This window comes from Cupriavidus sp. 05T42, from assembly GCF_056396345.1.
On the sequence record NZ_JBFTLH010000004.1, the window covers coordinates 40,255 to 66,445 of the forward strand.

The window sequence follows — 26,191 nt, forward strand, 5'->3', positions numbered from 1 at the left end:
KGGTCTCCTCGTTCTGCCCGGCGGAGCGGCGTCGAAGGACAACGCGGACGCCTCCGCCACGCTTCCATTATTCATGGCGAGGATTACAATCCCATGCACAGTTCCGAACAGTTTTCGATGAACTGTTCAGTAGTTTTTGCTGACAGTTCGCCGCCACCCCCCGCCGCCCCCGCCATGAAGCTCGTCCTCGACCCCTCCACCGGTGTACCGCTGACCGAGCAGATCGTGCTCGCCGTCAAAGCCTGGATCAGCTCGCGCGAGGCACTGCCCGGCGCCCGCCTGCCATCGATCCGCCAGCTGGCCGCCGAGCACAACATCAGCCGCTTCCCGGTCATCGAGGCCTACGACCGACTGGTCTCGCAGGGCCTGCTCGATTCACGGCAGGGCTCGGGCTTCTATGTGGCGGACAGCACGCTGGCCGGCCGCAGCGGCCGGGGCTGGTCCGACCCGAGCCTGGCCGAAGACCTGTCGGTCCATATCATCGACCAGTTCCACCACCCCAGCGGCGCGCTGAAGCTGGCTGGCGGCTTCGTGCCCGAGGAATGGCGCGATGTGGAGGGGCTGACGCAGGCCATCCGCCATATCACCCGGCATGACATCGACAGTGTGATCCACTACGCCACGCCGCTCGGCCACCCGGAGCTGCGCAAGCAAGTGCTCACGCGCGTGCGGCAGGTGGGCGTGCAGGCCGAGCTGTCGCAGGTGCTGATCACCACTGGGGCCAGCCAGGCGCTCGACCTCGTCGTGCGGCACCTGCTCAAGCCTGGCGACACCGTGTTCGTCGAAGACCCCGGCTACTACAACCTGTTCGGCCTGCTGCGGCTGCACGGCGTGCAGCTGGTGGGCGTGCCGCACACCCCGAACGGCCCCGACCCGGAAGCCTGCGAGCGCCTGCTGCGCGACCACAAGCCCAAGCTGTTCTTCACCAACAGCATTCTCCAGAACCCCACTGGCTCCACGCTGACGCCCCCGGTGGCGTTCCGCCTGCTCGAACTGGCGCGCAAGCACAACTTCCGCTTCGTCGAGGACGACATCTTCTCGGACTTCCAGCTCACGTTCACCGACCGGCTGGCCACGCTCGATCAGCTCGAGCACGTCATCTATATAGGCGGATTCTCAAAGACCGTGTCGGCGGCGCTTCGCGTGGGCTACCTMGTGGCCGACAAGGCGCTGGTCAAGGACCTGATCGACGTGAAGGTGTTGACCAGCGTGGCCGGCTCGCATTTCGCCGAAGCCGTGACGGCGACAATGCTGGAACGCGGCGCCTATCGCAAATATGTGGAGCGGCTGCGCGTGCGCACCCGCGAGGTCACCGCCGATGCGGTGAAGATCCTCGGCGAGAGCAACTGGGACGTGTTCTGCGAGCCTGCGGGCGGCAACTTCCTGTGGGCCCGGCCGCGCGGCATGGCCGACTMGCGCGACCTCGTCACGCTCGGCGAGCAGTACGGGATCGCGCTGGCGCCGGGGCACTTCTTCCGCCCGGCCGGCGAGACCACGCCCTGGGTGCGCATCAACTCGGCCTATGCTGGGGAAGCGCGCTCGCGCGCGTTCCTGGCCGATGCCGGATCGCGAGACAGCTAGCCCTCCGCGTCGCCGCCGTGGTTGTGCAGCACGGCGTTGCGGCGCGAGTAGGCGAAGTAGACCACCAGCCCGAGCGCGAGCCAGCACAGGAAGGCGACCCACGTCAGCCATTGCAGGTGCGCCATCAGGAACAGGCAGAACCCCACCGCCAGCAGCGGCACCACGGGCACGCCGGGGCAGTGGAAGCCGCGCGGCAGGTCCGGCCGGGTGCGGCGCAGCACCAGGATGGCAATCGAGATCAGCGTGAAGGCTGCCAGCGTGCCGATATTGATCAGCTCGGCCAGCACGTTCAGCGGCACAAAGCCGGCGATGGCGGCGAAGATCAGTCCGACCGTCCAGGTGGCGACGAACGGCGTGGCGTGCACGGGATGGACGGCCGAGAGCGCCTCGGGCAGCAGCCCATCGCGCGACATCGCAAAGATGATCCGCGTCTGCCCGTAGGTCATGACGAGGATCACCGTGGTCATGCCGAGGATGGCGCCGAGATCGACAAACCCCGCCACCCAGTTCTGCCCGGCGTACTGGAGCGCCAGCGACACCGGGTGATCGACCCCCGCGAACTTCGCGTACGGCACGATGCCGGTCATGATGGCGGCCACCACCACATAGAGAATGGTGCAGACCGCCAGCGAGCCGATGATGCCGATCGGCAGGTCCCGGCGCGGGTTGCGCACCTCCTCCGCCGCCGAAGTCACCGCGTCGAAGCCGATGAACGCGAAGAACACCAGCGCGGCGGCGTTGAAGATGCCGGTCATGCCGAACGGCGCGAACGGCTCCCAGTTGACCGGCCGCACACGCCACACGCCGACGACGATGAACAGCAGCACCACGCTGACCTTGATCGCCACCATCACGTTATTGAGCCGCGCCGACTCGCGCACGCCGTAAGACACCACCCAGGTAATCGCCAGCATGATCAGCACGGCCGGCAGGTTCAGCATGGTCTCCACACCGGGCACCGCCCCCGGCGCCGCCGTGAGCGCCACGGGTAGCCGAATCCCGAATCCGGCCACCAGCGACTGGAAGTACCCCGACCACCCCACCGACACCGCCGACGTGGCCAGCCCATATTCGAGCAGCAGATCCCACCCGATCATCCACGCCACGATCTCCCCCAGCGTGGCGTAGCTATAGGTATAGATCGACCCCGACACCGGGATGGCCGACGCAAACTCGGCATAGCAAAGCGCCGCAAACCCGCACGCCATCGCCGCGATCACGAACGACACCGTCAACGCCGGCCCCGCCGTGAGCGCCCCGGTCCCCGTCAACACGAAGATCCCGGTGCCGATGATGGCGCCAATCCCCATCATCACCAGATCCCCAGGCCCGAGCACCTTGCGCAACCCGTCGTGCGCGCTGACCTCGAGCATGGCATCGATGTTCTTGGTGCGAAACAGACTCATGGCGAGGGCTCCGACGGGGGTGGGTCAGATCATTGTTGTGCTTGGGGACGGTTTGGGGAAGGGGAATATCGGCTGGGTCTCTCGCACGCATTGACTCCCTCTGATGACATTTTCAACATTTCAGTGCGTTGCGCTATGTACTATTGGCCCATGCTGACCCTTGACACAGACGACTTCAAGCTTCAAATCAGGCCGGTTTCCGCGCGGCGTGAGGAACCGGGAGGACCCTATCTCGAATGGATCGATGTCCGGATCGACTTGACTGCCCCGGGCATTCGCGCCGAGGGGGCATGGAGTGTCATGCCTGGGGAATTGCGGCAGTTTCAACAACAGCTGGAGACCATGCAAACCCAACTCCAGGTGGGACAAACAGCCGAGTTGGCAGGTGTTGAAGCTGGCTTTTCGCTGATATTGCGAACGCTTGATCAAGGGCAGATCATTGGCGACTGGCGGTTTCAGCCAGCACCACCCGTTGGCGCATGGATTACAGGGCAATGTGGGCTGGATCAGTCCTTCCTAGGCGAACTTCTGCGAGGGATCGACGCGCTTCTGTCCTTTTCTGGTTGAGCCATCTAGGCTGCCTCAATAAGAAACTGCGGAGTCCACACACCCGCCATTCCGCACTTCTCACCATCACTTCGCCACCGGCATCATGCAGCGCGTGTAGAACCAAGCCAGCCTCAGGCCACTGCAACATTTTCGTTACGAACCCGCGCGGTTTGAGATATCTCAAATGTGTCTGGCCGTTGAACAGCTAGCGTCGATCCTCCTTTTCTGACAGGAGGTAGGTTGCAATGGCTCAGTTGGACGAGATGGAAGGCGTGCGCGTAGTCCTGAGCGCGCCGCAGTTGGCTGCGGTGCTTGCGCATCGCTCGATCAGCCCCGCTGAAACGATGAGCAACCGCCTGTGGGGCGGCCTGGACATCGTCGGCGGCGTGCTGGAGATGGTCGGTGCCGGGGTGCTATGCATCGCACCGGAGCCGACCGGGGTCACCAAGGCAGGTTGCATCGCCTTTGGCATGCATGGCGCCGACACCGCCTGGCGGGGCATGCGGCAGGCATGGACCGGGCGCGACACGGCAACCCTGACCCAGCGGGGCGCCGCCAAGCTGGCCCACACAATGCGGGCGCCGCCCGATATGGCCAACAACATCGGGCTGTCGCTGGACATCGGCGTAGGCTTCGGGCTTGCGGGGATGTTGAAGGCCGCGCGGGTGGCGAGCATTACGCTGGGGCGCATCAATTTGATGCAGCATGAAGCGAAAACTGCGGGCGGCTTGGGCGGGCATACGATCCTGAAACACATCGGGCAAACTGAAGCCCAATTGCGCGCCCGTTTGGTACGGGAGTCGAAGCGGGGTAGGGTATCGACATTCACCAATCTGCACACTGCCGAATGGGCGATTTCCKACGTCATGCGTCGGGAGCAAAATCGAATAGCGGGATGGGCCGCCACCGGAAAAGGCCGACTGGTCCTCACATCTAGCTTGGGGAAACCTGTAGGGAAAGTGCTGTTTCGGAATTCAGGCAAGATGCATGACGCCACTAGCGTTACTGTAGTGCTGGAACCCGTCAGCTACAACGACATGCCGTTCTATATAGTGACGGCCTATACCGGACTTTGACTCCAGATGGCGACACCCAAATACCCTCAACTTTGGCACCTTATCATCGGCTACTTTAACGAGGACGCGGACATGTGGGGAGAAAATATCGAGGAAATCGTCGAGACCTACATGCGTCAATCGGATCCTGACATGCGCAAGAGCGTGATGCGCGAGATAGAAAACATAAAGGCAGACCACCCTTTCGATCTGGATGCAGCATTTGAGAATCTGTTTGGCGGTGAGCCTGACCCGGCGTTATGGGGTTACACCACGCAATCGTTCCTGAATGAGATTGCAAGGGTGCTTCGACAATAAAAAACGGCAGGGTCAAAACCCTGCCGTTTCGCACTTCTACGACCTTTCCCTACCCCATCACTTCGCCACCGGCATCGTGAATTCGGCGCCCTTGCCGATACTGTCGGGCCAGCGCTGCATGATGCTCTTGTAGCGCGTGTAGAACCGCACGCCTTCCTCGCCGTAGGCGTGGTGGTCGCCGAACAGGGAGCGCTTCCAGCCGCCGAACGAGTGCCAGGCCATGGGGACTGGAATCGGCACGTTGATGCCCACCATGCCGACCTGGATCTGGCGCGAGAATGCCCGGGCGATGCCACCGTCGCTGGTGTAGCACGACACGCCGTTGCCGAATTCGTGGCGGTTGATCAGGTCCACGGCTTCGGCGAAGTCGTGCACGCGCACCACGGACAGCACCGGGCCGAAGATCTCTTCCTTGTAGATCGTCATGTCCGGCTTCACGTGGTCGAACAGCGTGCCGCCGACGAAGAAGCCGCCGTCGTGGCCGTCCACCTTGTGGCCGCGCCCGTCCGTGACCAGCGTGGCGCCTTCGGCCTCGCCCTTGGCGATGTAGCCCTCGACCTTGGCCTTGTGCACGCCAGTCACCAGCGGGCCCATTTCGGCGTCGGCGTCCATGCCGTTGCGGATCTTCAGCGCGCGGGCGCGTTCGGCCAGGCGCGGCACGAGCTTGTCGGCCACGTCGCCCACCGCCACCGCGACCGAGATCGCCATGCAGCGCTCGCCGGCGGAGCCGTAGGCGGCACCGATCAGCGCGTCCACGGCCTGGTCCAGGTCCGCGTCCGGCATCACCACGAGGTGGTTCTTGGCGCCGCCCAGCGCCTGCACGCGCTTGCCGTGCTTGGTGCCTTCCGTGTAGATGTACTCGGCGATCGGCGTGGAGCCGACGAACGACAGCGCCTGCACGTCCGGGTGGGCCAGCAGCGCGTCCACGGCGGTCTTGTCGCCCTGCACCACGTTGAACACGCCATCGGGCAGGCCGGCCTGCTTGAGCAGGTCGGCGATCAGCAGGCTTGGCGAGGGGTCGCGCTCGGACGGCTTGAGCACGAAGGTGTTGCCGCAGGCCAGCGCCACCGGGAACATCCACATCGGCACCATCACCGGGAAGTTGAACGGCGTGATGCCGGCCACCACGCCCAGCGGCTGGCGCAGGTTCCAGTTGTCGATGCCGCCGCCGATGTTGTCGGTGAAGTCGGTCTTGAGCAGGTTGGGGATGCCGCAGGCGAACTCCACCACCTCGATACCGCGCGTGACCTCGCCCTTGGCGTCCGAAAACACCTTGCCGTGCTCGCGCGTGATCAGCGCGGCCAGGTCGTCATGATGCTTGTCCAGCAGTTCCTTGAACTTGAACAGGATGCGCGCGCGGCGCAGCGGGGCCAGTTCGGACCATGCCGGAAACGCTGCCTTGGCGGCGGCCACGGCGGCACCGACGTCTTCGGCGCTGCCCAGCGCCACGCGCGCAGCCACCTCGCCGGTGGCGGGGTTGAATACCTCGGCGAAACGGCCGGTACCCTCGGCGGCGGCGCGGCGGACGCTACCGCCGATGTAGTGATGGATTTCGGCGATCTGCCGGTTTTCAGCGATGTTCACTGCGTATTCCTCTCAGTCTGTCTTGGCGAGCCCCTGTACGGGCTTATTGCACGTCGTTCAGCACTTGCCTGACGGTATCGAACAACTGGTCGATCTCCGCCTCGGAAATGATCAGCGGCGGCGAGAACGCCAGGATGTCGCCGGTGTAGCGCACCAGCACGCCGCGCTCGAGGCATTTCAGGAAGGCCTCGTAGGCGCGCGCGCCCGGTTGGCCGGGGCGCGACTCCAGCTCCACGCCGGCCACCAGCCCCAGGTTGCGGATGTCCTTCACATGCGGCGCACCGCGCAGGCCATGCACGGCCGACTCGAACTTCGGCGCCAGTTCGGCGGCACGGCCGAACAGGTTGTCACGCTGGTACAGGTCCAGCGTGGCGATAGCCGCCGCGCACGCCAGCGGATGGCCGGAATAGGTATAGCCGTGCAGCAGCTCGATGCCGTTCGGCGCGCCGGCGTTGACCACGGTGTCGTGCACGTCGCGGCGCACAGCCACGGCGCCCATCGGCACAGCGGCGTTGTTGATGGCCTTCGCCATCGTGATCAGGTCCGGCGTCACGTTGAAGCGCTCGGCGGCGGTGGCGGTGCCAAGGCGGCCGAACGCCGTGATGACCTCATCGAAAATCAGCAAAATGCCATGCTTGCTCGTGATCTCGCGCAGCTTCTCGAGATAGCCGACCGGCGGCACCAACACGCCTGCCGAACCCGCCAGCGGCTCGACAATCACTGCGGCCACGTTCGAGGCATCGTGCAGCGCGATGATGCGCTCGAGTTCATCGGCCAGGTGGGCGCCCCACTGCGGCTGGCCCTTCGAGTACGCAGCCTCGGCGATGTTCAGCGTGGCCGGCAGGTGGTCCGTGCCCGGCATCAGGTTGGCCGACCAGGTCTTGCGATTCGGGCCGATGCCACCCACGGCCATACCGCCGAAGCCCACGCCGTGGTACCCGCGCTCGCGGCCGATGATGCGCGTGCGCTGGCCTTCGCCCCGCGCGCGGTGGTAGGCCAGGGCGATCTTCAGCGCCGTATCGACCGACTCCGAACCCGAGTTCGTGAAGAAAATGCGATCCAGCGTCTTCGGCATGATCGCGGCCAGCTTGGTGGCAGCCTCGAACGAGAGCGGATGGCCCATCTGGAACGGCGGCGCGTAGTCCAGCGTGGCGGCCTGCCGGGCGATGGCATCGACGATCTCCTTGCGGCCATGGCCGGCAGCCACGCACCAGAGGCCGGCACAGCCGTCCAGGACCTTGCGGCCGTCGTGGGTGGTGTAGTACATGCCGCTGGCCGAGGCCAGCAGGCGCGGGGCGGCCTTGTACTGGCGATTGGCGGTGAACGGCATCCACAGGGCATCCATATCGGGGATCACGGTCTTGGCGGCGTCCATACTTTCTCCTCAGCAATCAGGGGTAGGGGGCGCGGAGCGAAGCGCCCCGGCACGGATTCCGGCAACTCTACCGGCGCGGTCGGGCCGCACGAATATACGGTCGGGAKATCGCTGCCTTACCGTACAGTGTAGACAGCCTCGACTGTACAGATAGCGGATTGGGGCGCGAAGCCACGCGGCGGCCCGGATCGACGGTGATACGGCGCTTCACCGCTGCACCGCACCAATGGGAAAGGTGCCCGGTCGCGCGGCGCGGTAGCCAGTACACTGTACAGGTTTCGCGCCCTGTCGAGTGCCTGATGCTTAACCTGAACCTCGTCCGCAGCCGCCGTGGCGGCGACACCCTGACCGAACAGATCGTGGCCGGCATCGCCGCGCTGGTGGACCGCCGCGCGCTGCGTGCCGGCACCCCCCTGCCCTCGGTGCGCCGCTTTGCGCAGCTGCACAACGTCAGCACGTTCACGGTGGCGGAAGCCTACGGCCGGCTGACCGCGCTGGGCTACCTCGCGGCGCGCCCCGGCTCCGGCTACACGGTGGCGCACCGCCACGCGCCGGCCGGCCATGCCCGCGCGCCCCACTGGGAGGCGCCGGGGCTCAACGCCGCCTGGCTGCTTTCCGATGTGTTCGCCGACCATTCCGTGCCGATCAAGGCCGGCGCGGGCTGGCTGCCGGGCGACTGGCTCAACGAGGAAGGGCTGCACCAGGCCATGCGCAGCGCCGCGCGTGTGCCGGCCGCGCAGGTCTCGGGCTACGGCCATCCCTATGGCTTCGCGCCGCTGCGCGAGCACATCGCGGCGCATATGAGCCAGTACGGCATGCCGGTGCAGGCGCAGCAGGTGGTGCTGACCCAGGGCGCCACGCAGGCGCTGGACCTCGTGGTGCGCACGCTGCTGCGCCCTGGGGACACGGTCCTCGTGGAAGCGCCCTGCTATTGCAATCTATTGCAGATCCTGCGGCTGGCCGGGTTGCGCGTAGTGGGCGTGCCGCGCACGGCGGCCGGGCTCGATACCGACGCGCTCGAAGACGCCATCCGCCAGCACACCCCGCGCGCGCTGTTCGTCAACACGGTGTTGCAGAACCCCACCGGCGCCAGCCTGACGAGCATGAACGCCTTCCGCGTGCTGCAACTGGCCGAACAGCACCGGCTGCTGGTGGTGGAGGACGATATCTACCGCGAACTGGCTCCGGCCGGCTCGCCGATGCTGGCGGCGATGGACGGCCTCTCGCAGGTGGTCTACGTGAACGGATTTTCGAAGACCATCACGCCGTCGCTGCGCGTGGGCTACCTCGCGGCGAGCCCGGATCTGGCGAAGGCTTTCGCGCGGACCAAGATGGCGGTGGGACTGACCTCGTCCKAGGTCACGGAGCGACTGGTGTATTCCGTACTGACCAGCGGCCACTATGGCCGCCACGTGGCGGCTTTGGCCGAACGGCTACGCGCGCAACAGGATCGCGTGACGGAAAAGATGGAAGCGCACGGGCTGGAGGTGCTGCTGCGGCCCGAAGGGGGGATGTTCGCCTGGGCGCGGCTGCGGGGCGACGACGCGCCGCCCGCAAGCCGCCTCGCCACGCTGGCGCTGGACCACGGCATCTGGCTGGCACCGGGCTCGTACTTCGAGCCCGACGAGACCGATTCCCCGTGGATCCGCTTCAACGTGGCGACGAGCGACGCCCCGGCATTGTGGACATTCTTCGAGGCCTGCCGCGCCGGCCAACTGCCGCGCGCGGCCTAGCCTGAGACGCCTCAGAAGCGGTAACGCACGTACCCGGTGTAGAAGTTGCTGCCCGGGTTCGGCCCCTTGATGCTGGCGTTGGAGATGTGCTGGAAGCGGAAGCCCGCTTCCGTGTTGGCATTCTTGCCGAAGCCCACGCCGATACCGACCATGTCGGAGAACTGGAACGCCGTGCCCGAACGGTGTTCGTCGGACGTGCCGGTGTGGGACTGCACGCGCAGCCCCACCGACGCCTCGGCGAACGGCACGAAATTGCCACCGCGCTTTTCCACGCGCAGGATCGGCGATACGCCAAACTCGAACAGGTTCTGCTGGTTGGTGCCGCTACGTGCATCCCATCCGGCGACGTTGAATTCGCCCTGCAGGCGGAACAGCCAGCCTTGCGGATTGCCGTACTGGATCGGGGTGTTGAAGTTCAGCCCGAGTTCGTATTTGTTGATGTTATGGCCGGGATCACGGCCATAGGCCACGTGCACGGCGGGATGGCTCCAGCCAACCAGTTCCTCGGCGCTGGCGGCCGACGTGGCGCCCGCGGCCAGCGCGGCAACGGCAAGAGTCCGGGTGATAAACAGGGTACGAGCGGAGAGGGCGGAATGCATGCGGCGTTCTTGTTGTTCTGTCTTCATGAGGAGGACTACGAAGAGAGATGGCTCGACAACACAACTCGGCGCGATTGACGGGCCCTGCCCGCTTCCGAGAAGGAACGCGGGCGATCAGGCCCAGAGTCGCTCGACMAACCAGCTCGCGGCAACGCAAATTCCGAGCCAGACGGCGAGGCAACCTGCAATAAATCGGTACGTCATTGTGGAAAGGGACTTCTGAGGGGGTCTTGGAATGGAAATGTGCGCGGATTATACATCCATCCGTGAATGTATGTTTGCCCCGAACTCTGCCGAGTCAAACACTGCGCAGTCAGACCATGCCAAAAGTCCTCAGTTCGCCATAATGCCAGTGAGCGGCGAACCGTGCACTGTGCCGAGCGCGGCGGATCGTACAACACACTGTTCCCCCGACGCACACAATCTGTGCCGATAACGACGCCCGTCAGCCGCGCAGGAACGGCAGCACTTCCGCAAGTAGCTGTTCCGGCACTTCCTCCGCAATATAGTGACCGCTCGGCAAGGCATGACCCGTCACCCGGCGGGCCACCTTGCGCCACTCCTCCAGCGGCTGGAAGCACTTGCCGACCGCACCGTCGGCGCCCCACAGGGCCAGCATTTCGCACTCCACCTGGCGTCCGGCCTCGGCGTCGGCGCGATCATGCTCCAGGTCGATGCCGGCGCTGGCGCGATAGTCCTCGCACAGGCCGTGGGCGGCGCCGGGCAGCTTCAGGCAGCGCAGGTACTCGGCCAGCGCGGCCTCGGTGAACGGGGCGAGGCCGGCGCTGCGCGAGCCCATGGTCTGGCGCAGGTAGAGGTCGGGGTCGGCCTCGATCAGCGTTTCGGGGAACGGGGTGGGCCGGATCAGGAAGAACCAGTGCCAGTAGGCGCGCGCGAAGGCTTCCGAGGTCTGGGCATACATCGCCAGCGTCGGGGCGATGTCCAGCGTGACGAGCTTTTCCACGGCCTGCGGGTGGTCGAGCGCCAGCCGGTGCGCCACGCGTGCCCCGCGATCATGCGCCAGCACGCGGAACCGCTCGAAGCCGAGCGCCCGCATCACCGCCATCTGGTCGGCCGCCATGGTCCGCTTGCTGTAGTTCGCGTGATCCGGCAGGCCGACGGGCTTGTCGCTGTCGCCATAGCCACGCAGGTCCGTGGCCACCACCGTGAAATGCCGGGCCAGCTCGCCAGCCACCTTGTGCCAGATCACATGCGTTTGCGGATGGCCATGCAGCAGCAGCAGCGGCGGGCCCTCCCCGCCGACCACGGCGTGAATCGCCACGCCCTGGCTGTCGATCCGGTGTGTTCTGAATCCTTCAAACATCGGCTGTCTCCTTGGTCCTTGATGCGTCGATGCGTCAATGTGGCAAGCCGTGCCATGGTAGTCGCCGCGCATGGGATGCGCATCGGCGGGCAGTGTAATCGCGGAATCCATCGCTATAATTGCGCGAACCGAACTTCATTCGTGCGCTCGATTCACGAATTGCCGCCACCCATGGACACCTTCTCGGATCTCGCCTTCTTCGTCCTGCTGGTCAAGCGCGGCAGCCTCGCCGGCGCGGCGCAGCAGCTTGGCGTCACGCCCTCGGCCGCCAGCAAGCGGCTGGCGGCGCTGGAGGCGCGGCTGGGCGTGCGACTGCTCAACCGCACCACGCGCCGGCTGTCGGTCACGCCCGAGGGCGAGTCGTACCTGGCCCAGGGCGGGCGCATCCTGGCCGAGCTGGAGGAACTCGAACAGGGCCTCGGCGGCAGCCGGGTGGCGCCGCGCGGGCTGCTACGGGTGAACGCGACGCTCGGATTCGGCAGGCGCCACATCGCCCCGCTGGTCAGCGACTTCCTGCAGGTCTATCCCGATGTCGAAGTCCAGCTGCAACTGACCGACCGGGCGATGAACCTTGCCGAGGAAGGCTACGACGTCGGCATCCTCCTCGGCGACCTGCCCGATGCGCGGCTCAACGCCCGCCTGCTCGCGCCGAACMGCCGGCTGCTGTGCGCGTCGCCGGCCTACCTCGCGCGGCACGGCGAGCCGGCCTCGCCGCGCGCATTGCAACAGCATCGTTGCATTGTGATCCGCGAGAGCGAATCGGCCTACGGCACGTGGCATCTCCAGTCGGCCGGCCGGCAGGAGACCGTGAAGGTGCGCGGCCATGCCGCGACCAACGATGGCGAGGCGGCGGCGAACTGGGCGCTCCAGGGGCATGGCATCGTGCTGCGTTCGGAGTGGGAGGTGGCGCCGCTGCTGCGCTCGGGCCGGCTGCGGCAGGTGCTGGCCGACTGGGCCTCGCCGCCGGCGGACATCTACGCCGTGTATCTCACGCGCGACAAACTTTCGGCCCGCGTGCGTGCCTTTGTCGACTTTCTGGCCGAACGGCTCGGCGCGTACGAGCAGACCGCGCCCTATCACGGCTGGTAGCCGGCGCGGCTACCCCTGCCGGCGGCAGGGTGGCGGGTGACCGGGCGCGCCATGACTGGTACGCTTGGGCAGCGTCCCCCCAACCCACTCCAGATCCCCTCCCGACATGCACACGCACGATCTGTCCGCGTGGACCCATTCCCACGTCTTCAATGCCGGCAATCCGGCAGCCGAGCGCAGCACGCGCCTGGTCATGTGGATCACGCTCGCCACCATGGTGGTGGAGATTGCCGCCGGCCTCTGGTTCAACTCGATGGCCCTGCTGGCGGACGGCTGGCACATGAGTTCCCACGCGCTGGCGATCGGCCTCTCGGCCTTCGCCTACGCCGCCGCGCGCCGGCTGGCCAACGATGCCCGCTTCACCTTCGGCACGTGGAAGATCGAGGTGCTGGCGGCCTTCGCCAGTTCCATCGTCCTGCTGGGCGTGGCCGCGCTGATGATCGCCGGCTCGGTCGAACGGCTATTCACCCCGCAGGCCATCCACTACCAGGAGGCGATGGCCGTCACCACCATCGGCCTGCTCGTGAACCTGGGCTGCGCGTTCATCCTCGGCGGCGCGCCCCATCACGGGCACGATCATGGCCATGCGCATGCGCACGATCACCACGGACATGCCGATCACCATCATCACGACATCAACCTGCGTTCGGCCTATATCCACGTGATTGCCGATGCAGCCACCTCGGTGCTGGCCATCGTGGCGCTGGCGGGCGGCTGGTGGCTGGGCTGGAGCTGGCTCGATCCGGTGATGGGGCTGGTGGGCGCGGCGCTGGTCGGTCGCTGGGCGATCGGGCTGATGCGGCAGAGCGGCACGGTGCTGCTGGACCGCGAGATGGACCACCCTGTTGTKGACGAAGTGCGAGAGGTGCTGGCCGAGTTCCAGCACGGAGAAGACGGCACGCGCGTGACCGACCTGCACGTCTGGCGCGTGGGCCGCGAGCAGTTCGCCTGCATCGCCAGCCTGGTCACGCACGACGCCACGCTCACGCCGCAGCGCGTGCGGCAGGCGCTATCGATCCATGAGGAGCTGGCCCACGTGAGCGTGGAGATCAGCCTGTGCGATGACGGGGCACCGCGCCGGGCGGCCCGTCATCGTCATCCGCACTAGTCGAAACCCGTCGAATTACGGCAGCAGCAGGATGGCGCCGGTGGTCTCGCGGCGCTCGGCGGCCTCGTGCGCGCGGGCGACCTCGGCCAGGGGGAAGCGGGCGCCGATCTCCACCTTCACCTGGCCGGTGGCGATGGCATCGAACAGGTCCTTCGCATTGGCGCGGAAGCGGGCCGGGTCCGCGTTGTGCGGGAACACCGAGGGCCGGGTCAGGAACAGGCAGCCCTTCTTGTTCAGGATTTCCGGCTCGATGGCCGGCGCCGGGCCGGACGCCCCGCCGTACAGCACCACCAGTCCGAAGGTCTGGGCGCAATCGAGCGAGCCCATGAAGGTGTCCTTGCCCACGGCGTCGTAGACCACGGTCACGCCCTGGCCGCCGGTGGCGTCGCGCACCTGCTTGACCCAATCCGCCTGCTTGTAGTCGATGGCGATGTCGCAACCCGCCGCGCGGGCGCGCTCGCACTTGGCCGGGCCGCCGGCCGTGCCGATCACGCGCGCGCCGAGCGCCTTCGCCCAGCCGGCCAGGATCTGGCCCACGGCACCGGCGGCGGCGTGGACCAGGACCGTGTCACCGGGCTTCACGGCGTGCGTGTGGCGCACCAGATATTGGGCGGTCATGCCCTTGAAGATCACGGCGGCAGCCTGCTCGTCGCTGAGGGTGTCGGGCAGCTTGACCAGCTTGTCCGCCGGCACGTTGCGCGCTTCGGCGTAGGCGCCGAGGCCGGCGTTCATGTACGCCACGCGATCGCCCACGGCGATGTCCGTCACGCCCGCGCCCACCGCCTCCACCACGCCGGCCGCCTCGTGGCCCAGCCCCGTGCCCACCGGCAGCGGATAGGTGCCGCGGCGCTGGTACACATCGATGAAGTTGAAGCCGATGGCGGTATGCCGCACGCGCGCCTCGCCGGCCGCCGGCGCCGGCAGCTCGACCGGCGTGAGCTGCATCACTTCGGGCGCGCCGAATTCCTGGAGGCGGATGGCACGGACAGTGGTCGTCATGGGGTCTCCCTGGTCAGGCTTGCAGAATTGGAGCCCCGATTATTGTCGCTTTTGTAAAACCTTGCCGAAGGCGGGCCAATCAAGGAAAAACCATCAGGTCAGCACCGCGCACATGCACAACGCGCTGGTGTTGCGCAGGCGCTGGAATTCCTCACTCTCKAGGACTTCTGGGGGCAGCTTGGAGGCGTGGATCAGCGAGAAACCGTAGMGGGCGAAGTAGCTCGGGCAACTCGAGGTCAGGAGCACCGCGCGGCGCGTGCCGTTGGCGCGGGCACGCATCATCACCGCGTTGACGAGGTGGCTGGCCACGCCCTGGTCGCGCCATTCGCGCAGCACGGCCACCGAGCGGACGATGGCCGTATCGCCGAAGCGCTCGGCGCAGGCGCAGCCGACCAGCTCTGACTCCATCAGGGCCACGTGGAACTCGCCCACCAGACGCGGCAGTTCGTCCACCGGCAGGTTGCAGCGCTCGAGCACTGCCGCGATGGCAGGCATATCCGACGGCTGCGCCGCACGCACTCGCAGATCTTTAATCATCGGGAGCCTCTGTTTCTCTCATCGTCTGGGGACGGAAACGCCATGGAAGCCCTGCATGGTGAACCCTGCCTCACGTGCTGACACTTGGTGCACGCGCGGCAAAACATTATCGCAATCGGGGCGCTATATCCACAGGGAAACTCCGCGTTGCGGCGTACTCAACGCTTGCGGCGTATCTGCCTGCGGAACGAGCATGAAATGCGCCAGCGGCTCGGCGTTATCCGCCAAATGCCCGGCAGAAAATGATAGTCCTTCCAGATGACAGATTGGTCAGATCCGGCGAAGGCAATGAACGAGGGAGAACAGGAGGGAAAGCAGGAGGGAAAGCAGGAGGGAAAACGGCAGGAAGGAGATGGAGGCGGGGATACGGAATCGAACCGTCGTAAACGGCTTTGCAGGCCGTCGCATCACCACTCTGCCACCCCGCCCCGGAGTCTGGACGCCCTGGCGGGCGCCTTGCATTCAGTGTGCGGGGCGCAGTGTAGCCGAAGATCTGGAACTCTGCAGAGCGCCTGCCTGCCGACTAGGCGTCGGGCTCGCCCAGCTCGCCCATCGCGGATTGCAGGTAGTTCTGCACGCCGAGCTTGCGCACGAGTTCCAGCTGCGTCTCGATCCACTCGATGTGGTCCTCGGTGTCCGAGAGGATATCGGTCACCACATCGCGCGACACATAGTCGCTAATCGACTCGAAGTACTTGATGGCATCCTTGCAGCTCGTCTGGGACAGCAACTCCACCTTCAGGTCGCCGCCGAGCATCTCCTCGACGTTCTCCCCGATGAGCAATTTGTCCAGATCCTGGAGGTTGGGCAGGCCGTCGAGCATCAGGATGCGCTCGATCAACTTGTCCGCGTGCTTCATCTCCTCGATGGACTCCTCGTACTCATGCTTGCCCAGCGCGCTCAACCCCCAGTGCCGGTACATGCGCGCGTGCAGGAAATACTGGTTGATCGCGGTCAGCTCGTGACGCAGCTGGCCGTTCAGTAACTGGATAGCTTTCTTGTCGCCTTTCATGACATTGACCCCAAAACGCCTGCACACCACGGTGGACGATTTTCATGTTAATAGCCGAGGCTAGAAGATCAAGCATACATAGGGAAAATCGCGTTAATAAATCCCTTGCCAGACGGGGCTTTACGACACGATGCGGATGATTTTGCGGATGATTGCGATTCCGATTCAGCTACCTTTCGGCACGCGCGAACATAATCCCCAATGTAAAAGGCGCCTCCCTAGGGAAGCGCCTTCGTGCCGATCCGGAAGCGGTTATTCGCCGCTCGCGCGATAGCGGTTACGCAGATCGCGGATCAGGTCGTGGTTACGCAGCACCCCCTGGTACTGGCGCTCGATCAGCGCGCGGATGTCGAAGCTCAGGTCGGTTTCCTGGAGCGCATCGCCATACTTCTTCTTGGCGACGTCTTCGCCCTTCTCGGTTTCCTCGAGGATGGCGAGGTCCGTGCGGTCGGCCACCGCGCTGCGCAGGCTCACCCAGCCGCGATGCAGCGCACCGGCCACGCTGCCGTGGTCCTCGGGCTTGCCGCCGAGGGCCATCACCTGGCTCTGCAACTCGCGCACCGCCGCGCCGCACTCGGTGGCACGGCTTGAGAACAGCGTCTTCAGTTCCGGATTCTTGGCGTCCTCGGCCGCCTTGCGGAAGCCCTCCTCGCCATCGCGCGAGACTTCGATCAAATCGTTCAGTACGGAAACGTTGTTGTCAGCCATTGTTGGACTCCTCTCACATCGGAGGCGCGCCGTGAGGCCACGGCGGCACATCGCGTGGAACATCCCGCGCCATGCCGAGCATGGCGCGGACCTTATATCCACGATAGGAGAGTGGACCCGGACAAGCTGTCGGGAGGCTGCGCAAGCGGTTGTCGGCCTTCGCCTACACCCGCTGAATCAGTCCAGCAGGTGACCCATGCGGGACCGCTTGGTGGCGAGGTATTTCTCGTTTTCGGCGTTGGCGGGCACGATGTGACGCATCTGCTCCGTCACGGCCAGGCCGGCGTCTTCGAGCGCCCGGATCTTGATCGGGTTGTTGCTCATCAGGCGGACCGACTTCACACCCCACTGGCGCAGCATGTCCGCCGCGAACGCGTAGGTGCGGCCGTCGATGGCCTGGCCGAGCGCGAGGTTGGCGTCGACCGTGTCCAGCCCGCCGTCCTGCAGCGCATAGGCGCGGATCTTGTTCGAGAGGCCGATGCCCCGGCCTTCGTGGCCGCGCAGGTAGAGCAGGATGCCGCGGCCTTCCTCGGCAATCTTCTGCATGGCGAGGTCGAGCTGCTCGCCGCAGTCGCAGCGGCACGAGCCGAAGACGTCGCCGGTCAGGCATTCGGAATGCAGGCGGACGAGAACGTTCTCGCCCGAGATGTCTCCCATGGAGAGCGCCAGGTGTTCGGTGCGGCTGTCCACGCCCTGGAAGGCATGGGCGGTGAATTCGCCGTAGCGGGTCGGCAGCCGTGCGGAGCCGATCAGCTCACTTTCTAGGTCTTTCATATTCCTGTGATCGCGGGGGGCGCCGTGGGGCCCGGGCGCGCATGATGCGGGCCGGGACAGGCGCACTGCGCGCCACCCTGAGGGGGCTGTGGCGCGCGGCATGCCGGCAAGGATACCGCGAAACGCCTCTCGCTATAGGTATCGCTGCAGGTACCCCTATGCCGAGCGGGCACTCTCGGGCGACGGCGCGGTCGCCTGACGAGTGCCCCTTAGGACGCTTTCGCGCCGCCTGCGCTCAGGCGGGAATGCGCATCGCGTCCGGCCGTTGCCACCAGCGATGCTGGCCCACGGCATCGAGGAATTCCCGATGCCGCGCCGGGTCCTCGGTCTTGGCGATCACCACGCCCGGCCCCGCGAAGCCGCCGGCCAGCCCCGCGCAGCGCGCGGCCTCGGCCACCATCACGGCGCCCGAGCCGCCCGCGCCCACGGCCTTGCAGTGCTTGTAGGCCTCCTTGATGAACAGCAGCGCGTCCGGATCCGGCTCGGCGGGGGGCTTGGCCACGTCGGGCACGTACACCGCATCGAACAGCACCGAGCCGACCGACGACAGCGCATGGTCCACCGGCAGCGCCGCGCCCTTCGCCGTAGTCACGCTCGCCGCGCGCGGGCCGATGATCTTGAGATTGGCGCGCGCCGCCTCGGCCAGCTTCCTGAGCGAGGCGATGGCCGCGTCGTCCACGCCATCGTTGACCAGCACGGCGATGTTGCGGCCCGTGATGTCGCCCTTTGGCTGGGCGTCCAGGCTCAGCGCGGGCGAGGCCGGTACGCCGTAGTCGTTGATCTGCACGTTCGGCCCGACCGGCTCGACGGGAATCCCGAGCTTCTGCGCCACGCGCTCCGCCAGTTCCACGGCGATATGGTGGATCTGCCCCACCACGCGCGCCCGGATGGCGGGGTCGAAGACCTTTGAGAGTTCGAACGCGTACGCATCGACGATCTGCCTTTTTTCGACGTCGGACTGGCTGCGCCAGAAGAGATTGGCCTGCGAGAAATGATCGGCGAAGGTCTGTGCGCGCATGCGCACCTTCACCGCGCCGTCCTCGGCGGCGGCAGCGAAATGCCGGTAGGCGTCCGCATCGCCGGCCAGGAACGGGCAGCCACCGCTGACCGAGTTCGGCTGGTAGCTCTCCTTACCCTGCACCACGGTCTGCCGGCCGAAGCCGTCGCGCTGGTTGTTATGCACGGGGCAGAGCGGGCGATTGATCGGAATTTCATGAAAATTCGGCCCGCCGAGCCGCGTGAGCTGGGTATCGGTGTACGAGAACAGCCGCGCCTGCAGCAAGGGATCGTTGGTGAAATCCATGCCCGGCAGGATGTGGCCCGGGTGGAACGCCACCTGCTCGGTTTCGGCGAAGAAGTTGTCCGGGTTGCGGTTCAGCACCATCCGCCCCACGCGCCGCACCGGCGCCAGTTCCTCCGGAATGAGCTTGGTCGGGTCCTGGAGATCGAAGCCGAACTTGAGCATGTCGGTCTCCGGCACCAGCTGCACGCCGAACTCGTATTCGGGAAACTGGCCCGCCTCGATCGAATCGTAGAGGTCGCGCCGGTGGAAATCGGGGTCCTTGCCGTTGATCTTGACCGCCTCGTCCCAGACCAGCGAATGCGCGCCGCCCACCGGCTTCCAGTGGAATTTGACCAGCGTGCCCTGCCCCTCTGCATCGACAAGGCGGAACGTATGCACGCCAAACCCCTCCATCGTGCGGAAACTGCGCGGGATGGCGCGGCCGGACATGGTCCACAGCACCATGTGCATCGACTCGGGCTGGAGGGACACGAAATCCCAGAACGTGTCATGCGCCGACGCGGCCTGCGGGATCTCGTTGTGCGGTTCCGGCTTCACGGAATGGACGAAATCCGGGAACTTGATGCCGTCCTGGATAAAGAACACCGGGATGTTATTGCCGACCAGGTCGAAGTTGCCCTGCCGCGTATAGAACTTGGTGGCGAAGCCGCGCACATCGCGCGCCAGATCGGCGGAGCCGCGCGAGCCGGCCACGGTCGAAAATCGCACGAACACTGGGGTCTTCTGGCCAACCTCGGTGAACAACGCGGCGGTGGTCACGTCAGCCAGCGACTCGGTCAGCTCGAAATAGCCATGGGCCGCCGCGCCGCGCGCGTGGACCACGCGCTCGGGAATGCGCTCGTGGTCGAAGTGCGTGATCTTCTCGCGCAGGTGGAAGTCCTCGAGCAGCGTGGGGCCGCGCAGGCCGAGCTTGAGCGAGTCGTCGTCCTGCGGAATCTGGAGGCCCTGGTTCGTGGTCAGCGTGCGGTCACGGTTCGAGACGAGATTGCCGACCGAGTCCGAACCCAGCTGCTTTGGCCGCTCGGCCAKCCGGTCCGCCACGGCGCGCTCGTAGCTGCCGTCGTTGTTGTTGCCGATGCCTTGTGGCTTGGGCGGCGTGGTGTCGCCTTTCTTGCCGGGTGGCTGGGCGGCGGACGGTGCGGTCTTTTTCGTCATGTGGGGTCCCTCGGTGGCGTTCGGTGGCTGGGTATCGCGGATTGGAGCCGATTGGAGCCTATGGCTTCCGCAGATACCGTGCCACCGGGGGCTCGGCGCGCACCGGCTCCCCGCCAGGCCGCGCCACGTCTGGCAAGCCGGGATTGGGGGCGACAAAAAAAAAGCCACGGTGCGTGCACACCGTGGCTTCCTTTTACATCCGGCTTGTAAAACCGCTTGCCGTGTCTTGCTCTCCGGGCGGCGGCCCCGCCTTATTCCACCGTCACCGACTTAGCCAGATTCCGAGGCTTGTCCACGTCCGTCCCGCGTGCGCAGGCCGTGTGGTAGGCCAGCAGTTGCAGCGGCACCGTGTGCAGGATCGGCGACAGCGCGCCGTAGTGCTCGGGCAGGCGGATCACCTGGATGCCATCGGACGACTGGATATGCGTGTCGGCATCGGMAAACACGTAGAGCCGGCCGCCGCGCGCGCGCACTTCCTGGATGTTGGACTTCAGCTTCTCCAGCAGCGCGTCGTTCGGCGCCACGGTCACCACCGGCATCGCCTCGGTGACCAGCGCCAGCGGGCCGTGCTTCAGCTCGCCGGCCGGGTAGGCTTCCGCGTGGATATATGAGATTTCCTTGAGTTTCAGCGCGCCTTCGAGGGCGATCGGGTAGTGCAGGCCCCGGCCCAGGAACAGCGCGTTCTCGCGGCGCGCGAAGTCTTCCGACCAGGCGATGATCTGCGGCTCCAGCGCCAGCACGCCATGCAGCGCCACGGGCAGGTGGCGCAGGTTGGTCAGCGCGGCTGCCTCTTCTTCCTCGGTCAGCCGGCCGCGTACCTTGGCCAGCGCCAGCGTCAGCATGTACAGCGCGGCGAGCTGGGTCGTAAACGCCTTGGTCGAGGCCACGCCGATCTCGGTGCCGGCGCGCGTCAGGAAGCGCATCTCGGTCTCGCGCACCATCGCGCTGGTCGCCACGTTGCAGATGGCCAGCGTGTGGGTGTGGCCGAGGTCGCGGGCATGGCGCAGCGCAGCCATCGTGTCGGCGGTCTCGCCCGACTGGGAGATCACCACCACCAGCGCGCGCGGGTTCGGCACGGTGTCGCGGTAGCGGTATTCGCTGGCCACTTCCACCTGGGTCGGGATCTTCGCCACGGACTCGAGCCAGTACTTGGCCGTGCAGCCCGAGTAGTAGCTGGTGCCGCAGGCCAGGATCAGGATGTTGTCGATGTCGGGAAATACCTCGGCCGCCTTCTCGCCGAACAGTTCGGGCGCGATGGCGACGATGCCTTCCAGCGTGTCGCCCAGCGCGCGCGGCTGCTCGAAGATTTCCTTCTGCATGAAGTGGCGGTACGGGCCCAGCTCGACGGCTGCCGCGTGGGCTTCCACCACGCGCTCCTCGCGCACGACTTCCACGTCGTTCACGTCGCGGATGGTGGCGCCGGCACGGGTCAGCTCCACCACATCGCCCTCTTCCAGATAGACGATGCGGTTGGCGGTGCCGGCCACGGCCAGCGCGTCGGAGGCCAGGAACGATTCGTTCTCGCCCAGCGCCACCACCAGCGGCGAGCCGGCGCGCGCGCCCACCACCACGTCCGGGTTGTCCTTGGCCACCACGGCAATCGCGTAGGCGCCGTGCAGGCGCTTGGTCACCACGCGCACCGAGCCGAACAGGTTGCCGCGCGTGGCGCTGCTCGGGTAGGTGTAGGCCTGGTGGATCAGGTGGGCGACCACCTCGGTGTCGGTCTGCGACTCGAAGCCGTAGCCCACGGCGCGCAGTTCGTCGCGCAGCGGCTCGTAGTTCTCGATGATGCCGTTGTGCACCAGCGCGATGGTCTCGTCCGAGAAATGCGGGTGGGCGTTGACCGTATCGGGCTTGCCGTGCGTGGCCCAGCGCGTGTGGGCGATGCCCAGCGTGCCGGCCAGGCCGGACGACTGCGTCTGCGTGTCCAGATCGGCCACGCGCGACACGGTGCGCGCGCGCTCGAGCATCTCGTCGCGCACGATGGCCACGCCGCACGAGTCATAGCCGCGGTACTCCAGGCGACGCAGGCCTTCGATCAGGACCGGAACGATATTGCGCGTGGAAACCGCGCCGACGATGCCACACATCTTGTGAACCCCCCGTTTGGGTTGCCTCGCGCCGCGCGCCGCAACCCGCTGAATGATGATGGCCGGCCCTCCCCGGGCCCGGCCTGACTGACGTTGACTGACTTAGCTTACTGCTTCGGCTGCTTCACCGGGCGCTGCCATGCGTCCAGCGTCATCTGCTTGGCCCGCGAGAGCGTGAGCTTGCCGGCTGGCGCGTCCTTGGTCAGCGTGGTGCCCGCGCCGATCGTGGCGCCACGGCCCACCGTCACCGGCGCCACCAGCTGCGTGTCCGAGCCGATGAACGCGTCGTCCTCGATCACCGTGCGGCTCTTGTTCACGCCATCGTAGTTGCAGGTAATGGTACCCGCGCCGATGTTGACGCGCTGGCCCACCGTGGTATCGCCCACATAGGCCAGATGGTTGGCCTTGCTGTGATCCCCGACCTGGCTGTTCTTCACCTCGACGAAGTTGCCGATATGCACATCCTCGCCCAGCTCGGTGCCGGGGCGCAGCCGCGCGTAGGGCCCGATCCGGCCCGCCGGCCCGATCTTTGCTTCCTCGATGTGACAGAACGGTTGCACGCGTGCGCCGGCGCCGATGGTGGCATTCCGGATCACGCAATGCGCGCCGATGTGCACGCCATCGTCCAGATGCACGCGGCCTTCGAACACGCAGCCGACGTCGATGGTCACGTCGCGTCCGCACGTAAGCTGGCCGCGCACATCGATGCGCGCGGGGTCCAGCAGCGTCACGCCGGCCTCGAGCAGGCGCTGTGCGAGGTTGCGCTGGTGAATGCGCTCCACCTCGGCCAGCTGGACCTTGCTGTTGACGCCCAGCGTCTCCCACAGGGCCGCCGGCTGGGCGGAGACGATCTCCACGCCCTCGGTGGCGGCGCGCTCGATGGTGTCCGTGAGGTAGTACTCACCTTGCGCGTTGTTGTTGCCCAGCGTGGCAAGCCAGCGGCGCAGGTGGCCGGTCGGGCAGACGATGATGCCGGTGTTGATCTCGCGAATGGCGCGGATCTCGTCGCTGGCATCCTTCTGTTCGACGATGCGCACGATGTTGCCGGCGGCGTCACGTACGATGCGGCCGTATCCGGTAGGATCGGGCATCTCGACGGTGAGCACGCCCATGCGCTCGGCGCCGGCCGCATGGACCAGGGCCTCGAGCGCGGCGGCGGTGGTCAGCGGCACGTCGCCATAGAGCACCAGCGTGGGCTGGTTGTCATCGAGCATCGGCAGCGCCTGCATCACGGCGTGGCCGGTGCCAAGTTGCTGGGTCTGGTCGGCAAACGCCACGTCCGGCGCAGCGACGGCCTCGCGCACGTGCTCCGCACCGTGGCCAACCACCACGACGAGGCGCGACGGCGAAAGCGTGCGCGCGGTGTCGAGCACATGGGCGAGCATCGGCCGCCCGGCAACCGGGTGCAGGACCTTGGGCAGGGCGGAATTCATCCGTTTTCCCATCCCTGCGGCAAGAATGACGATATTCACAAGGAGGTCCCTAAGTGAGTGTGTCTGATAATAAGCGCGAAAACCCGTACCAAGCGATCTCTTCAATCCCTCCAAACCCTTGTCAGGACTGGGCTGGCGGGCGATCTGCGAGGCGGGAAAACATGCGCGGCGATTTTAGCATGGCGCCTTGCGCCCGACCGCCGGTGGTTTCCGTTTTTCACATTTGGCGACGGCGCATTTTTGCAGGATTTGCAGCATTTACCGTCGTCCTGGCGCTGGGTGGCTGTAACGCCATGAAACTCGGCTATCAGCAGGGCGATCGGCTCGCCTACTGGTGGGTAGACCGCTATGTGGATGTGACGGACGACCAGGAGCCGCCCACCCGCGAGGCCATCGCCCGGTTCTTCTCCTGGCACCGCCGCGCCCAGCTCCCCGAGATCGCCAACGTGCTGACGCGGGTCAAGAGCGAGGTGGCCGGCCCGGTGGACGCGTCGATGGTGCGCCACGCGCGCGAGGACACCCAGCGGCTGGGCCGCCAGGCCTTCGAGAACGCCATACCCGACCTGGCCGACCTGATGCTGACGCTGACGCCGGAGCAGATCCAGCGCATGGAATCGAAATTCAACGAAAGCAACGCCAAATATCGCAAGGAATTCCTGAAATCGGACCCGCAGGCTCGCTCGAACGCCCGTTTCGACAAGGTCATGGACTACGCCAAGCTGGTCTACGGCAAGTTCTCGGACGATCAGGCGCAGAAGATCCGCGCCGCGATGGGGCCGTACATGCAGGGCGCCGACGCCCGCTATGCGGAGCGCGTGAAGCGGCAGCAGGAATGGCTGGGGATTGCCCGGGAGGTCTCGACGACCCATCCGCCCAAATCGCAGGTGGAGGACATGCTGCGCAAGTACGCCGACCACTGGCAGCGCCCGGCGGCCGAGCGCGCGCAGATCCGGCAGGCCAACGAGGCCGGGGTGGACCTGACCGTGACCATCGCCAACCTGACCACGCCCGAGCAGAAGGCCCACGCGGTGGACCGTTTCCAGAAATGGATCGACGATACCCGCTCGCTGATGCGCGAGGCAGGCCCGTCGCAGGCGTCTAAATAAGAGGGGTGGGCTGGTTGTCGGCTTGATCGGCCTTCTCGGCCAGCTTGTCGAAGCGGACGAACTCCATCCGGTTCGGCTCGGCGCTGCCGGTGAAGGTCAGCGCCTGCTGGGTGAAGGTGGTCTCGCCGAACAGCGAGGCCTCGTCCACCTTGGCCAGGCCGGTGGCCAGCCCGGTGAACGGGAACAGGTMGGTATCGGCCAGGTGGGACGGCACCACGTTGCGCAGCGACGCGAAGATATTGTCGATGCGGCCCGGGTTCTCGCGCTCCCAACCCTGCAGCATCTCGCTGACCTTCTTGCGCTGCAGGTTCTCCTGCGAGCCGCACAGGTTGCAGGGGATGATCGGGTAGGCCATCGCCCGCGCGTAGGACGCAATGTCCTTTTCCGCGCAATACGCCAGCGGCCGGATCACGATGTGCTGGCCGTCATCGGTCGACAGCTTGGGCGGCATCGCCTTCATCTTCCCGCCGAAGAACATGTTCAGGAAGAAGGTCTGGACGATGTCGTCCCGATGGTGCCCCAGCGCGATCTTGTTGGCGCCCAGCTCCTTGGCCGTGCGGTAGATCACGCCCCGGCGCAGCCGCGAGCACAGCGAGCAGGTGGTCTTGCCCTCGGGCACCTTCTCCTTGACGATCGAATACGTATCCGCCTCGACGATCACATATTCCACGCCGGTGGACTTCAGGTACTCGGGCAGGATGTGTTCCGGGAAACCTGGCTGCTTCTGGTCCAGGTTCATCGCGATCAGCTTGAAGTGGATCGGCGCGCGCTTCTGGAGCGCCATCAGGACCGACAGCATGGTGTACGAGTCCTTCCCGCCACTCATGCAGACCAGCACAGTGTCGCCGTCCTCGATCATGCCGAAGTCGCCGATGGCTTTGCCGGCCAGCGACTGAAGGCGGGTTTCGAGGCGATAGAAGTTAGCGGAGTGACTCATAAGACATACCTGATGCGGGGCGCGGGCCTTGGGAAGCCCGTCGGATGGCCCTGTCGGACGGGCCCGTATTCTACTTGACGTGGAACACCTCGACGCCGACCGAATCGCAGTCCGGGTAGACATCGGGCTTTTCCGTGGAAACGCGCACCGCGCGCACCTTCGGATGCTTCAGCATGGCACGTGCCACGTCATCGCACAGGGTTTCCTGCAGGTGGATGTGGCCCTGGGCCATGCGCGCGGCCACGGTACTGCGCATGAAGTCGTAGTCCACCACTTCCTCGAGCTTGTCGGCCTGCGGCGTGCTCTGGTCCAGCGGCACGAACAGGTCGATATTGACCAGCACGCGCTGCTCGCCCTTCTTCTCGAATTCGTGCACGCCGATATTGATCTGCACTTCATAGTTGCGCAGGAACATG

Annotated in this window: 23 protein-coding genes and 1 tRNA gene; 8 read left to right on the forward strand and 16 right to left on the reverse strand. The window is 66.0% G+C overall.

Annotated elements, in window-relative coordinates:
- The first annotated feature begins 174 nt into the window (after positions 1 to 174).
- Positions 175 to 1,581 carry an aminotransferase-like domain-containing protein gene (locus AC1EJR_RS06310; RefSeq protein ID WP_477146892.1) on the forward strand — a complete coding sequence of 469 codons (1,407 nt, stop codon included), beginning with the start codon at positions 175 to 177 and terminating at the stop codon, positions 1,579 to 1,581.
- Here the strand turns inward: AC1EJR_RS06310 and AC1EJR_RS06315 are convergent.
- On the reverse strand, positions 1,578 to 2,987 hold the full coding sequence (locus tag AC1EJR_RS06315; protein WP_477112736.1) for an amino acid permease: 1,410 nt from the start codon (positions 2,985 to 2,987) through the stop codon (positions 1,578 to 1,580). The two genes, AC1EJR_RS06310 and AC1EJR_RS06315, sit on opposite strands and share 4 nt — an antisense overlap.
- A gap of 150 nt (positions 2,988 to 3,137) precedes the next feature.
- On the opposite strand from AC1EJR_RS06315, the gene AC1EJR_RS06320 reads away from it, so the two are divergent.
- The 3 genes from AC1EJR_RS06320 to AC1EJR_RS06330 all read left to right on the forward strand — a co-directional run bounded on the left by AC1EJR_RS06320 (position 3,138) and on the right by AC1EJR_RS06330 (position 4,909).
- Positions 3,138 to 3,554 carry a WapI family immunity protein gene (locus AC1EJR_RS06320; protein ID WP_144199060.1) on the forward strand — a complete coding sequence of 139 codons (417 nt, stop codon included), beginning with the start codon at positions 3,138 to 3,140 and terminating at the stop codon, positions 3,552 to 3,554.
- Positions 3,555 to 3,781: 227 nt separating this feature from the next.
- The gene (locus AC1EJR_RS06325) at positions 3,782 to 4,612 is read left to right on the forward strand and encodes an RNase A-like domain-containing protein (RefSeq protein ID WP_477146893.1); all 831 of its coding nucleotides are present in this window, start codon (positions 3,782 to 3,784) and stop codon (positions 4,610 to 4,612) included.
- 6 nt (positions 4,613 to 4,618) lie between these two features.
- Positions 4,619 to 4,909, forward strand: coding sequence for a contact-dependent growth inhibition system immunity protein (locus tag AC1EJR_RS06330; RefSeq protein WP_144199064.1), 291 nt, complete (start codon positions 4,619 to 4,621; stop codon positions 4,907 to 4,909).
- A gap of 57 nt (positions 4,910 to 4,966) precedes the next feature.
- On the opposite strand, the gene AC1EJR_RS06335 is transcribed toward AC1EJR_RS06330, so the two are convergent.
- Together AC1EJR_RS06335 and aptA are read right to left on the reverse strand one after the other, a co-directional pair.
- On the reverse strand, positions 4,967 to 6,493 hold the full coding sequence (locus AC1EJR_RS06335) for a CoA-acylating methylmalonate-semialdehyde dehydrogenase (RefSeq protein ID WP_092291514.1): 1,527 nt from the start codon (positions 6,491 to 6,493) through the stop codon (positions 4,967 to 4,969).
- Positions 6,494 to 6,536: 43 nt separating this feature from the next.
- Positions 6,537 to 7,868, reverse strand: a complete 1,332-nt coding sequence (gene aptA / locus AC1EJR_RS06340) for an omega-aminotransferase AptA (RefSeq protein WP_092291512.1) — start codon at positions 7,866 to 7,868, stop codon at positions 6,537 to 6,539.
- A gap of 299 nt (positions 7,869 to 8,167) precedes the next feature.
- Between aptA and AC1EJR_RS06345 the strand changes: the two genes are divergently transcribed.
- Positions 8,168 to 9,601 (forward strand): aminotransferase-like domain-containing protein, encoded by a 1,434-nt coding sequence (locus AC1EJR_RS06345; protein WP_477146894.1) that lies wholly within the window; start codon positions 8,168 to 8,170, stop codon positions 9,599 to 9,601.
- 11 nt (positions 9,602 to 9,612) lie between these two features.
- Here AC1EJR_RS06345 and AC1EJR_RS06350 read toward each other — a convergent pair whose 3' ends face one another.
- Together AC1EJR_RS06350 and AC1EJR_RS06355 are read right to left on the reverse strand one after the other, a co-directional pair.
- Positions 9,613 to 10,200 (reverse strand): acyloxyacyl hydrolase, encoded by a 588-nt coding sequence (locus tag AC1EJR_RS06350; protein WP_477112738.1) that lies wholly within the window; start codon positions 10,198 to 10,200, stop codon positions 9,613 to 9,615.
- 445 nt (positions 10,201 to 10,645) lie between these two features.
- Complete coding sequence (locus AC1EJR_RS06355; protein ID WP_092291506.1) at positions 10,646 to 11,524, reverse strand: alpha/beta fold hydrolase; 879 nt, start codon at positions 11,522 to 11,524, stop codon at positions 10,646 to 10,648.
- A 171-nt stretch (positions 11,525 to 11,695) separates the two neighbouring features.
- On the opposite strand from AC1EJR_RS06355, the gene AC1EJR_RS06360 reads away from it, so the two are divergent.
- Positions 11,696 to 12,613 carry a LysR family transcriptional regulator gene (locus tag AC1EJR_RS06360; RefSeq protein WP_477146895.1) on the forward strand — a complete coding sequence of 306 codons (918 nt, stop codon included), beginning with the start codon at positions 11,696 to 11,698 and terminating at the stop codon, positions 12,611 to 12,613.
- Between the two features lie 106 nt (positions 12,614 to 12,719).
- Complete coding sequence (gene dmeF / locus AC1EJR_RS06365) at positions 12,720 to 13,721, forward strand: CDF family Co(II)/Ni(II) efflux transporter DmeF (protein ID WP_441591390.1); 1,002 nt, start codon at positions 12,720 to 12,722, stop codon at positions 13,719 to 13,721.
- Between the two features lie 15 nt (positions 13,722 to 13,736).
- Here dmeF and AC1EJR_RS06370 read toward each other — a convergent pair whose 3' ends face one another.
- The 9 genes from AC1EJR_RS06370 to glmU all read right to left on the reverse strand — a co-directional run bounded on the left by AC1EJR_RS06370 (position 13,737) and on the right by glmU (position 23,771).
- Positions 13,737 to 14,720 carry a quinone oxidoreductase family protein gene (locus tag AC1EJR_RS06370; RefSeq protein WP_477112739.1) on the reverse strand — a complete coding sequence of 328 codons (984 nt, stop codon included), beginning with the start codon at positions 14,718 to 14,720 and terminating at the stop codon, positions 13,737 to 13,739.
- A gap of 93 nt (positions 14,721 to 14,813) precedes the next feature.
- Positions 14,814 to 15,257 carry a GNAT family N-acetyltransferase gene (locus tag AC1EJR_RS06375; protein WP_477146896.1) on the reverse strand — a complete coding sequence of 148 codons (444 nt, stop codon included), beginning with the start codon at positions 15,255 to 15,257 and terminating at the stop codon, positions 14,814 to 14,816.
- Between the two features lie 353 nt (positions 15,258 to 15,610).
- Positions 15,611 to 15,685: transfer RNA gene (locus tag AC1EJR_RS06380), tRNA-Cys, on the reverse strand.
- A gap of 95 nt (positions 15,686 to 15,780) precedes the next feature.
- On the reverse strand, positions 15,781 to 16,269 hold the full coding sequence (gene bfr / locus AC1EJR_RS06385) for a bacterioferritin (RefSeq protein ID WP_477112740.1): 489 nt from the start codon (positions 16,267 to 16,269) through the stop codon (positions 15,781 to 15,783).
- A 252-nt stretch (positions 16,270 to 16,521) separates the two neighbouring features.
- The gene (locus tag AC1EJR_RS06390; RefSeq protein ID WP_092291494.1) at positions 16,522 to 16,977 is read right to left on the reverse strand and encodes a PA2169 family four-helix-bundle protein; all 456 of its coding nucleotides are present in this window, start codon (positions 16,975 to 16,977) and stop codon (positions 16,522 to 16,524) included.
- 177 nt (positions 16,978 to 17,154) lie between these two features.
- A complete protein-coding gene (ribA, locus tag AC1EJR_RS06395; RefSeq protein ID WP_092291492.1) occupies positions 17,155 to 17,751 on the reverse strand; it encodes a GTP cyclohydrolase II in 597 nt (198 codons plus the stop codon).
- 235 nt (positions 17,752 to 17,986) lie between these two features.
- Positions 17,987 to 20,209 carry a catalase gene (locus tag AC1EJR_RS06400; RefSeq protein ID WP_477146897.1) on the reverse strand — a complete coding sequence of 741 codons (2,223 nt, stop codon included), beginning with the start codon at positions 20,207 to 20,209 and terminating at the stop codon, positions 17,987 to 17,989.
- A 251-nt stretch (positions 20,210 to 20,460) separates the two neighbouring features.
- Positions 20,461 to 22,299 (reverse strand): glutamine--fructose-6-phosphate transaminase (isomerizing), encoded by a 1,839-nt coding sequence (gene glmS, locus AC1EJR_RS06405; RefSeq protein ID WP_477146898.1) that lies wholly within the window; start codon positions 22,297 to 22,299, stop codon positions 20,461 to 20,463.
- Positions 22,300 to 22,406: 107 nt separating this feature from the next.
- Positions 22,407 to 23,771, reverse strand: coding sequence for a bifunctional UDP-N-acetylglucosamine diphosphorylase/glucosamine-1-phosphate N-acetyltransferase GlmU (gene glmU / locus AC1EJR_RS06410; RefSeq protein WP_441591395.1), 1,365 nt, complete (start codon positions 23,769 to 23,771; stop codon positions 22,407 to 22,409).
- Between the two features lie 254 nt (positions 23,772 to 24,025).
- Here glmU and AC1EJR_RS06415 point away from each other — a divergent pair, with 254 nt between their 5' ends.
- A complete protein-coding gene (locus AC1EJR_RS06415) occupies positions 24,026 to 24,838 on the forward strand; it encodes a DUF6279 family lipoprotein (RefSeq protein WP_092291484.1) in 813 nt (270 codons plus the stop codon).
- Here the strand turns inward: AC1EJR_RS06415 and ttcA are convergent.
- A complete protein-coding gene (gene ttcA, locus AC1EJR_RS06420; RefSeq protein WP_477146899.1) occupies positions 24,831 to 25,775 on the reverse strand; it encodes a tRNA 2-thiocytidine(32) synthetase TtcA in 945 nt (314 codons plus the stop codon). The genes AC1EJR_RS06415 and ttcA overlap by 8 nt on opposite strands.
- A 70-nt stretch (positions 25,776 to 25,845) precedes the next feature.
- Positions 25,846 to 26,190 carry a dihydroneopterin aldolase gene (locus AC1EJR_RS06425; protein WP_477146900.1) on the reverse strand — a complete coding sequence of 115 codons (345 nt, stop codon included), beginning with the start codon at positions 26,188 to 26,190 and terminating at the stop codon, positions 25,846 to 25,848.
- Between the last annotated feature and the right edge of the window lies 1 nt (position 26,191).